Annotated in this window: 10 protein-coding genes and 1 pseudogene; 7 read left to right on the top strand and 4 right to left on the bottom strand. The window is 64.3% G+C overall.

Annotation, left to right across the window (positions count from 1 at the left end; all coding sequences use genetic code 11):
* The first annotated feature begins 271 nt into the window (after positions 1 to 271).
* Both BG842_RS00390 and BG842_RS00385 read left to right on the top strand, forming a co-directional pair.
* Positions 272 to 862 carry a 50S ribosomal protein L15e gene (locus tag BG842_RS00390; RefSeq protein ID WP_007982431.1) on the top strand — a complete coding sequence of 197 codons (591 nt, stop codon included), beginning with the start codon at positions 272 to 274 and terminating at the stop codon, positions 860 to 862.
* 169 nt (positions 863 to 1,031) lie between these two features.
* The gene (locus BG842_RS00385; RefSeq protein WP_254662793.1) at positions 1,032 to 1,682 is read left to right on the top strand and encodes a TMEM175 family protein; all 651 of its coding nucleotides are present in this window, start codon (positions 1,032 to 1,034) and stop codon (positions 1,680 to 1,682) included.
* Positions 1,683 to 1,898: 216 nt separating this feature from the next.
* Here BG842_RS00385 and BG842_RS00380 read toward each other — a convergent pair whose 3' ends face one another.
* Together BG842_RS00380 and BG842_RS00375 are read right to left on the bottom strand one after the other, a co-directional pair.
* Positions 1,899 to 2,915: an NADP-dependent oxidoreductase gene (locus BG842_RS00380; RefSeq protein ID WP_069449224.1), complete on the bottom strand. Its 1,017-nt coding sequence runs from the start codon at positions 2,913 to 2,915 to the stop codon at positions 1,899 to 1,901.
* 58 nt (positions 2,916 to 2,973) lie between these two features.
* Positions 2,974 to 3,789 (bottom strand): CPBP family intramembrane glutamic endopeptidase, encoded by an 816-nt coding sequence (locus BG842_RS00375; RefSeq protein WP_069449227.1) that lies wholly within the window; start codon positions 3,787 to 3,789, stop codon positions 2,974 to 2,976.
* A gap of 92 nt (positions 3,790 to 3,881) precedes the next feature.
* Between BG842_RS00375 and BG842_RS00370 the strand changes: the two genes are divergently transcribed.
* From BG842_RS00370 to BG842_RS00360, 3 genes are all read left to right on the top strand, one after another.
* Positions 3,882 to 4,700: a molybdopterin-synthase adenylyltransferase MoeB gene (locus BG842_RS00370; protein ID WP_069449226.1), complete on the top strand. Its 819-nt coding sequence runs from the start codon at positions 3,882 to 3,884 to the stop codon at positions 4,698 to 4,700.
* 176 nt (positions 4,701 to 4,876) lie between these two features.
* Complete coding sequence (locus BG842_RS00365; protein WP_069449223.1) at positions 4,877 to 5,446, top strand: DoxX family protein; 570 nt, start codon at positions 4,877 to 4,879, stop codon at positions 5,444 to 5,446.
* Positions 5,447 to 5,483: 37 nt separating this feature from the next.
* Complete coding sequence (locus tag BG842_RS00360) at positions 5,484 to 6,602, top strand: VIT1/CCC1 transporter family protein (protein ID WP_069449222.1); 1,119 nt, start codon at positions 5,484 to 5,486, stop codon at positions 6,600 to 6,602.
* 1,227 nt (positions 6,603 to 7,829) lie between these two features.
* Here the strand turns inward: BG842_RS00360 and BG842_RS00355 are convergent.
* Both BG842_RS00355 and BG842_RS00350 read right to left on the bottom strand, forming a co-directional pair.
* A complete protein-coding gene (locus BG842_RS00355) occupies positions 7,830 to 8,342 on the bottom strand; it encodes a helix-turn-helix domain-containing protein (RefSeq protein WP_007982422.1) in 513 nt (170 codons plus the stop codon).
* 33 nt (positions 8,343 to 8,375) lie between these two features.
* Positions 8,376 to 8,747 (bottom strand): hypothetical protein, encoded by a 372-nt coding sequence (locus BG842_RS00350; protein ID WP_069449221.1) that lies wholly within the window; start codon positions 8,745 to 8,747, stop codon positions 8,376 to 8,378.
* A gap of 196 nt (positions 8,748 to 8,943) precedes the next feature.
* On the opposite strand from BG842_RS00350, the gene BG842_RS00345 reads away from it, so the two are divergent.
* On the top strand, positions 8,944 to 9,579 hold the full coding sequence (locus tag BG842_RS00345; RefSeq protein WP_069449220.1) for a DsbA family protein: 636 nt from the start codon (positions 8,944 to 8,946) through the stop codon (positions 9,577 to 9,579).
* Between the two features lie 63 nt (positions 9,580 to 9,642).
* Positions 9,643 to 9,953, top strand: a pseudogene (locus BG842_RS00340) (hypothetical protein); the annotation flags it as partial.

Genomic DNA, 9,953 nt, shown 5'->3' with positions numbered 1-9,953 from the left:
TTCGAGGTGGTCCCGGAACACGTACACGTCTCCTCGTCCCGGAATAACGGCCGACAGTCGTTCATCTTACGTTGTATTCCTCGTAATTTGATAAAAACATCTCTGGTTGTGACGAGCGAAGACGAAGCTCTTAAACCCGCCAACCGGGAACGTTCGATAACTCGCTGGGAAACGGGCACCAGTGGGCACCTGCAACTGCAGGACGGAATGTGGCGTGGTCGATTGTGAATCGATTCCACGCTGAACCACTCAACGCCCGTGGTGATAGACCATGGCAAAAAGTTTCTACTCCCACATTCGGGACGCATGGAAGGACCCGGACGACGGCAAACTCGCCGAACTCCAGTGGCAACGAAAGCAGGACTGGCGCAAGCAGGGTGCCATCGAGCGAATCGACCGCCCGACCCGCCTCGACCGCGCCCGCTCGCTCGGCTACAAGGCCAAGCAGGGCGTCGTCGTCGCACGCGCAAGTGTCCGCAAAGGTGGCGCACGCAAACAGCGACACAAGGCCGGACGCCGTTCCAAGCGCCAGGGTGTCAACCGCCTCGGACGGCGGAAGAACATCCAGCGCATCGCGGAAGAGCGCGTCAGCAAGAAGTACCCGAACCTTCGCGTCCTCAACTCCTACTGGGTCGGCGAGGACGGCAGCCAGAAGTGGCACGAAGTGATTCTGGTGGACCCCGAACATCCCGCCATCCAGAACGACTCGGACCTCAACTGGATTTGTGACGACTCGCACCGCGGCCGCGCACAACGTGGCCTCACGAGTGCAGGACAGCGAAACCGCGGTCTCCAACAGCGCGGCAAGGGTACCGAACACACCCGTCCGAGCAACACCAGCGGCAAGGGCCGCGGCAAGTAACACCGCCGTTCGCGGTTCGGAACTCGAATTTATTGTATCGGTGCGACGACCTGCCAGCGATTGCTATCGATTGACGAGTCGGAGCGGATACGACGGATGCGAAAACGAGGGTCGAATTGCCCAGACCCATCTCAACGATTATCACCTCGGCGACCGTTCGTCGTACGCGATGGGGGAGTCCGAAGCGGAGGGTCAGGCAACGGGGACGGAGACGGAAGGGATGGCCCGATTGGCGGGGTTCAGCGACGGCGTCTTCGCCATCGCCATCACGCTGTTGATACTGAACATCGAGGTGCCCGAATCGACTGCTTCGGCGGCGGTCGCGGTCGCACAGGTGATACGCGAGTGGCCGGACGTGTTGAGCTACGTCATCAGCTTTCTCGTCATCGGCAACTACTGGATCGTTCACCACAGCATCTTCGAGGACGTCGATAGCTACGACCGACGGTTCCTCTGGTTGAACGTCGTCTATCTCATGTTCATCGCATTCATTCCCTTTTCCACCTCGTTGCTCGGCGACGTTCCGGGACGTTTTCCCGTCATCGTCTACGCCGGGACGCTCACGCTGACGAGCATCGTCCTCGCCGTTCTCTGGCGATACGCGTGGACGTACGAGCTGCTCGACGGCACGGTCGACGGCGAGAAAGTGCGCGACGTCACCGCCGGTATTCTCACGCCCGCCGTCGTCTTCGCCGGGTCGATTCTGGTGTCCTTCGTGAGCGCGCAACTGGCGATGTACTCGTGGTTGCTCCTCTTATTCGCCGATTCCGCACGGGAGCGGTTGCTCAGGGAGAGAAACCGCTCGGGGGAGACACGATGAAATATGAGGGTACGAGAGATGTGAAACTGGTTCGACCCATTGGAAAACCACTCGAATGAATCGTATTTTGCGATATGAAATGGTTCGAGTCGGCGGCGGACGTTGACCGTTCGGTCGGCAATGGTCATCCGATAGCGGACCGTGAGACGTCACGCTACGCTCACGAGCCGAGGCAGCGCGAGAGAAAAGATAACCGTCGAAAACCGGACTACTGGATTACTCCTCGGGTTCGCCGACCTTCACCAACTGCTTGCCGATGTTCTCGCCCTCGAAGAGACCGAGGAAGGCGTCGGGGGCGTTCTCCAGACCCTCGGTGACCGTCTCCCGGTATTCGATTTTACCCTCGGAGATCCACTGGCCGAGCTGTTTCGCACCCTCCGCAAAGCGCGGCGCGAAGTCGCCGACGAGGAGACCCTCAACCGTCGCGCGCGTCTCGATGAGTTTACCGAGTTTGCGCGGTCCGGTGGGCATGGAGGTGGCGTTGTACAGCGCGATTTGGCCGCACACGGCGACGCGTGCATCGACGGTGAGTTTCGAGAAGACCGCATCCGTGATTTCGCCGCCGACGTTATCGAAGTAGCGGTCAACGCCCTCAGGTGCGGCGTCGTCGAGCGCCGCGCCGTAGTCGTCCACGTCCTTGTAGTTGATTCCGACGTCGAAGCCGAGGTCGTCTTCGAGGAAGGAGACCTTCTCGTCGGACCCGGCGAAGCCGACGACTTTGGCGCCGGTGAGTTTCGAAATTTGGCCGACGACGGAGCCGACAGCCCCCGCCGCACCGGTGACGACGACGGTATCACCAGCGCGCGGTTGGAGGACTTCGCGGGTGCCGAAGTAGCCGGTCAGCCCCGGCATGCCGAGGACGCCGAGCGAGGTTGAGATGGGTGCGAGGTCGGGGTTGACCTGCTGGAGTTCCGGGCCGAGGGCGGTAACGTAGTCGGCCCATTCGAGGTTGCCGGTCACGATGTCGCCAGCCTCGAAGCCAGCGCCGTTGGATTCGACGACTTCGCCGACGACGCCGCCCTCCAGCGGCTCGCCGACCTCCCACGGTTCGGCGTAGGACTCTCCGGCGTCCATCCGACCGCGCATGTACGGGTCCACGGAGAGGTACAGCGTTCGAACGAGCGCCTCGCCCGGCCCCGGTTCCGGGACGTCTTCTTCGACTAACTCGAAGGTGTCTCGGTCGGGCGTTCCACTCGGGCGCTTCGACAGCAAGAATTTTCGATTCGTCGCCATGCTGAACAAATACTGCGCGCACGGATAAGGGGGCTGTGGCGGAAGCCGCCTTTGCCGCTTACAGGACGGTACCGAGTGACACGAGGACGACCACGACGTGGAAGGTGACGTGACCGACCATCGCCGATTCGAGGCTCCCCTGCCAGTAGAGCCACCCCAAGCCGACGCCGACGAGCGCGTTGAGGGAGACGGCAAGCGCGCCCAACGCGGGCGTGAACGCCGGGGACGTTGAGAGCACGGGAAGGTGTCCGGCCCCGAAGGCGAGCGCGGAGACGACGACGGCCGTCCACATGACGCCCGAGGACGGTCGGTCGCCGCCGACGAGTTTCCAGACCAGCCACACGACGAGCGTCATGAAGCCGTATCGCACGAGCAACTCCTCGGTGATTCCCCCGTAAAGGAACCGGGTGGGGACGGTTGCGATGACGGAGAAGACGGTCGAATGGAACCCTCCTGCGACGCCGAGCGACGGAAGGTCGGGCGCGACCACCGCGAGCGCACCGTCGAGGGCGAGCACGGTGACGGCGAGGGCGACACCGACGCCGACCGCCGCGGGGAGTTCCTCGGCGAACAGGACCGGCGGCTGCGTCCGCCCGACGAGTCGGTAGAGGACGTGCGAATGTAGCTTCACGCGCGGTGCGAGCGCCGTCCCGACGAGACAGGCGAGCGCGAGCAGGACGAGAGGTTGTGCGATACCGATGAAAAAGAGGGAAGGAGTCGGTGTGTCGGCGAACTGTGGGAGAGCTCGAAGTTCGTCCAGCAACGACGCGCCGACCGCCACGATGCCGGGAAGCCCGAGGAGGAACGTCACGAGGGCCCCTTCGAGGAACGAACGCCGTCGCGTTCGCTCCGTCGCTGACTCGGGGGTGTGCATACGACTCGGCGCGCGCCCGAAGGCGAAAAAGGGTTCGAGTCGTCCGGCGGGTCGAACCACGGATTTATAGCTCGATGCACCTACTGAAAACCATGAGCGGCCTTTCGCTCGACGCGACACAGCTCGACCGCTACTCCCGGCACATCATCATGGACGAGGTGGGGGCAGAGGGCCAACAGGCGCTCCTCGACGCCCGCGTTCTCGTCATCGGCGCTGGCGGTCTCGGCGCACCGGTCATCGAATACCTCGCGGCGGCGGGCGTCGGCACCATCGGTATCGCCGACGACGATGCCGTCGAACGGAGCAACCTCCAGCGGCAGGTGATTCACGGCGACGACGACGTGGGGCGTCCGAAAGTCGAGAGCGCCGCCGACTTCGTTCGGGAACTGAATCCCGACATCGACGTCGAAACGCACGCGATTCGCGTCGAACCCGACAACGCGGCGTCGCTCGTCGCGGAGTACGATTTCATCGTAGACGCGAGCGACAACTTCCGAACTCGGTACCTCGTCAACGACGTGTGTACCCTCTCCGACACGCCGTTTTCCCACGGTGCGATTTACAAGTTCGAGGGACAGGTGACGACGTTCACGACCGACGGGCCGTGCTATCGCTGTCTCTTCCCGGAAGCACCGCCGGAGGGAATGGTCGCCGACTGTGCGACGACGGGCGTGCTCGGCGTCCTCCCCGGAACCGTCGGCTGTATTCAGGCCACCGAGACGGTCAAATCCATCATCGGAGTCGGTGAGGTGCTGGAGGGCCGGATGCTGTTTTACGACGCGATGGACATGAGCTTCGAAGAGGTCGAATATCGACGCAATCCCGACTGCCCCGTCTGTGGCGAGGACCCCATCGACTCCATCGAGGACGTGGAGTACACCGAATCGTCGTGTGCGGTGCGGGCCGACTGACACCGGTTCCGATTCCGTTCCCAATTCGTTGTCCGGTTTCCCTTCCCCACGTGTCACGTGACAGCACTGGTTATTCATCCTAAAACAGAAGTGTGAAAAAAGAGTTCTCAGGCCGTGGGAAATAGGAATCGGCTATATGCTCCAAGCGGTCGTCTCTTCATTTGTAGGTGAAGACAATGGCAACTAACGAAATCAACACCGGTGTAAACACGTTCGAAAGCAAAATCGGGGGACTGACCGTTCGCGGACAGGCACACAGCCTGAGCGCGTGGTTCGTATTGGCGCTTCGACTCATGATGGGCTACGCGTTCCTCCACGCCGGGTGGGCGAAGATCGCCGCGGCGGAACCGTTCGATGCGGCGGGATACCTCCTGCACGCGGTGCCGAAAACCAGCCCGATGCTCGGCGTGTTCCACTGGATGGGCACCACGCCGTGGTTCGTGGACTTCGTGAACGTGGCCGTCCCGTTCGGTGAGTTCTTCATCGGCCTCGCCCTCATCGTCGGCGCGTTCGTCCGCCTCGCGGCGTTCTTCGGCGCGTTCATGATGGCGATGTTCTACTTCGGCAACTGGACGGTCGAACACGGCATCATCAACGGCGACTTCGCGTACATGCTCGTCTTCCTCGCCGTCGCGGCGTTCGGCGCGGGCCACATCCTCGGATTGGACGCGCTCATCGAGCGGTACGAGGTCGGCGGCAAGGCGCTGGTCGAACGCTACCCCGCCCTGCGATACATCCTCGGCTAAGCACGCTTTTTTCGCGGATACCGTCGATACAGTAGTTATGCAATCAGGGGACGTGGAACGCTGGCGGGACAATTGGCAGGACGAAGTGGACGGCGCGGCGCTCTACCGGGCGATGTCCGAATCGGAGTCGAATCCGGAGCTGGCAGAACTGTACGAAAACTTGGCGGCGACGGAAGCCGAACACGCGGATTTCTGGGCGGCGAAGCTTGACGACGCCGACGAGCCGGTCGGCGAGCCGACGCCGAGCCGTCGCGCGCGAACCCTCGCGTGGCTGGCGCAGCGGTTCGGCGCGGCGTTCGTCCTCCCGGCGGTTCGGGGGAGCGAAATCGGCGGGAGCGCGGCCTACGCGGCACAAGCCGACGCGGGGACGACGCTCGCGGACGACGAGCGGTCGCACGCTCGACTCCTCTCCCAACTGGACACGCCGAGCGGCGTCGAGGGCGGGACGCTGGCGCGACTCGAAGGCAGACATCGAGCGACCAGCGGAAACGCGCTTCGGGCCGCCGTCCTCGGCGCGAACGACGGACTCGTCTCGAACCTGAGTCTGGTGATGGGCGTCGCGGGGGCGGCGCTGTCCCCGAACTCGATACTCATCACCGGACTCGCGGGATTGCTGGCAGGAGCCGGTTCGATGGCGATGGGCGAGTGGCTCTCCGTCCAGAGTTCGCGGGAACTGTACCAGCGGCAGATCGCCGTCGAAGCCGACGAACTCGCGGAAGTGCCCGAGGAAGAGGAGACCGAACTCGCCCTCATCTATCGGGCGAAAGGGCTGTCCGAGGAGCAGGCCGACGAACTCGCCGCTCAAATCATCGCGGACCGCGAGACGGCGCTCGACACGCTCGCGCGGGAGGAACTCGGCATCGACCCGGAAGGCCTCGGCGGGTCGGCGTGGGAGGCCGCGGGGTCGTCGTTCGTCCTGTTCGCGCTCGGTGCGGTCGTTCCGGTCGCGCCGTTCGCCGTTTTCGCGGGACTCACCGCCGTCGGCGTGAGCCTCCTCGCCAGCGCGCTCGCGCTGTTCGTCATCGGCGCGGGAATCACGCTGCTCACCGGACGAAGCGTCCTGTATTCGGGCGGACGGCAGGTTCTCATCGGACTCGCGGCGGCGGCCCTGACGTTCGGCGTGGGTCGGCTCATCGGCGTGACCATCGCCGGGTGACGGTGGGGAGCGAACAGTTCGGGGTCAGTTCGTCCGGTCGTACTCCCAGTCGTCGCGGAGCGCCCGCCACACCGACGTTCGGACGGCGGGAATCGACAGCAGACGGCCCGTAAGGACGGATGGGAAAGGAGACGAATCAACGCCCGGTAGGGCTTCCTGTCGATAGCTTCGATGTCGATGCCGGACGCCACGGAGAGCAGGTCGGCCAACAGGTCGGTTCGCCCCTCGTCCAGAACGGTCGTGGTGAGCGACGAGAGGAGGTATTCGGCCCGCATGCTCCGATGGAGGCGGTCGGGGTACTCGTCCAGTTCCCCCGCCGCAACGCACTCGGCGAGCAGGGACGCGGAGTGGATCGCCTGTGAGATGCCTTTTCCCGTGAAGCGATTTGCGATTCCGGCGGCGTCGCCGACGCGAACGACGTTGTTCTCCGGGCGATAGATTTGCGCCGGGTCCAAACTCGGCCCGCGCGGGATGACGGCGACGTTCGTTTGGCTCCGGTCGGGTTTCGGCCAGTCGTTGCGCTCGCACGCGGCGCGGAACGCGGCGAAGTAGTCGTCTGGAACGTCGCCCTCGTGCCATCCGACGCCGACGTTGGCCCGCGTTTCGGTCTTCGGGAACAGCCACTCGTAGCCCAGATACCCCTCGAAAACGATGCGCGAGTGGGGGTAGAGCGCGGAAAAGTCGCCCGTCACGTCGGCGTTGAGCGCGACCATCCGACCGGCGTACTCGTCGGTCGCCGCGCGAACCTTGCTCGTGAGCGACGGCTGTCCCGTGGCGTCCACCAACAGGTCGTACTCGCCCCCGAGACGGCGAAATTCCGCCTTGTTCACGCCGTGGTTCTCCCGGACATCGACGCCCCGGTCGGCCAGCCATGCCGCCCACCGTCGCTCGACCAGATTTCGGTCGGTGATGTAGGCGTCCCGTGCGGGAAACGTGCCGCTGCCGATGACCGTCTCGTCTCCCCGAACCGCCACTCGAAACGACGGGACGGGGTTCAAAAACCCGTTTTCGGCGGTCTTTTCGAGCGGGATTCCCGAGGCGGCCGTCATCGCCTCGCCGCAGTTGACTCGTTTTTCGTCGTACCGCTGACGCTCGTAGAGGGTCACGTCGTCGCCGAGTCGCCGGAATTCGGTGGCGGCCGCGAGACCGCCGACCGCACCGCCGACGACCGCGATGGATCTCCGACGTCGCATATCGTCTCCGATACGATTCGGCGTGCGAAAAAAGCTACTCAGCCAGCAATCCGTCCACCAGGCGGGTGAAGCGGTCCACCATCCGCTCGGGGAACGATGGCGTGACGGCCGCCAACAGGTGGGCCGTCTCCTCGGGTCGCGTCGGCGCGAGCGTCACCCGGTTTCGCACGTCGTGGCGTTTCTCCACGAGGTCCTGCTCTTCGAGGTGCGAGACGTGCCATTCGAGCGTGCTCCGGGCGATTCCGAGGTCGTCGGCTAGCGTCCCGGGGCGGGCGGTTCCGCGCTCCAAGAGCGTGACGAGCACGTCGCGGGCGGTTTCACGGCGGAGCAGGGCGAGCGCCGCACGCTCCCACTCGTCGTACTCGGGGGTGTAGTAGTGGGTTTTGCCGTAGAGCTGTTCGCTCACGAGGCGACCCTCGGTCAGCAACGCTCGGATGTGATACTGTACCTGTCCGGGCGCGATTTCCGACTCCCGCACGAGGTCGTTGAAGTGAATTCCCGGACGGGAATCGACGCATTGGGCTATCCGTGTTCGTGTCTCGGTCATCGTTTTCAGTGGTTGTCGTTTCGTCGTCGTGGGTCAGTCGTCATCGTCTTCCGTCGGCACCGTTTCGTCGTCGTGGGTCAGTCGCCGCGTTTCGACGCTTCTGGCGTAGTACACCGCACCGATGAGGAGGGCGATGACGACGATGTCGAGCCCGTGTTCGTACAGGTGGTGGGCGTTCGCGGAGAGGTAGTTCGCCGCCGTCATCCCGCCGACGAGTTCGCGACCCGCGAGCGCCGCGAACGCGAGTGCCACCAGCAGATACGGGAGCGTCCGCCGCTGTCGAAACGCCGCCAGCGCCAGCAGGAAGACGGCCGCGGACCCGATTGCCGCCACCGCCAACACGACGTGGAGTGCGAGTCCACCGGAAGAGGCGACGGCGTGGAGCGGGTACAGTGCGGGTGCCATCTGTCACGAATTTCGTGCTCGACGTACCTGAGGCGTTCGGTTCCGGGATGTGGTTGGGCGAGACGATTGAAGGAAGACGATGGCAGAACGGAGTCACGAGCGAAGTGCTCGCGGAGCTGACGACGGGAAATCCGACGAAGGGGCAACCGCTTCCGAGGCCATCCGCTTTTTGCACCCCACCGCACAACGGCCATCCATGAGCCACCCCGAAGCGGCCGACCGACTCGTCGTGTACTCCGATTACGTCTGCCCGTTCTGTTATCTGGGACGCCAGTCGCTGGAGCGGTATCGGGAGACGCGCGAGGACCCCCTCGTACTCGACTGGCATCCGTTCGACCTGCGGAGCGGGAAGCGCAAGGCCGATGGCTCCATCGACCGGAGCGCGGAGGACGGGAAGGGCGAACAGTACTACCGACAAGCGCGGGAGAACGTCCGGCGGCTACAGGAGAAGTACGACGTCGAGATGGCTCAGGAGATAGCGACCGACGTGGACTCGCTCCCCGCGCAAGTCGCCTCCTACTACGTCAAATCCGAGCACCCCGACCGCTGGCTCGACTTCGACGAGGGGATTTTCGAGGCGCTGTGGCAGGATGGACGGGACATCGGAGACGCGGACGTCCTCGCCGACCTCGCCGAAGATGCGGGACTCGATAGGGACGAGATTCGGAACGCAATCGCGGACGACGACCTCCACGAGGAGCTTCAAGACAGGTTCGCGGAAGCGCAACGACGCGGTGTGACGGGGGTCCCGACGTTCGCTTACGACGGCCACGCCGCGCGCGGTGCGGTTCCGCCGGAGCAACTCGAACGGCTCGTGGACGGCGGCCGGTAACGCGGGTTCGCCGAAACCGATTACCATAGTTTTACCATCGCCGCCCGACGCCGTGAACGATAGATGGCAGGACGGTTCGCACTCGACATCGAAACGGTGAGTCCGACGCTCGACCACTACGAGACGCCGCCGGATTTCCGCGACCCGGCGTACTTCGAACTGCTCGCGGTCGCGCTCGGCTACGAATCGCCCGGCGGCGACAGGGAGATGGAGATGCTGTTCCGACGGGACGACACGCCCGACGACGAACTCGATTTGGTCGCGCGAACGCTCGATTGGCTCGCCGAGCGGGACGGAGACGAGTACATTACCTACGCGGCGAGACGTTCGACGTGCCGCAACTCGTCGGCCGAGCGAGGGCGGCGGCCGATTCG

Origin of the sequence: Haladaptatus sp. W1 (assembly GCF_001723155.1) — an archaeon.
In the GTDB taxonomy this organism is placed as follows: domain Archaea; phylum Halobacteriota; class Halobacteria; order Halobacteriales; family Haladaptataceae; genus Haladaptatus; species Haladaptatus paucihalophilus.
Note: the sequence above shows the minus strand (reverse complement) of the source record. Positions and strands in the feature narration are given on the sequence as shown.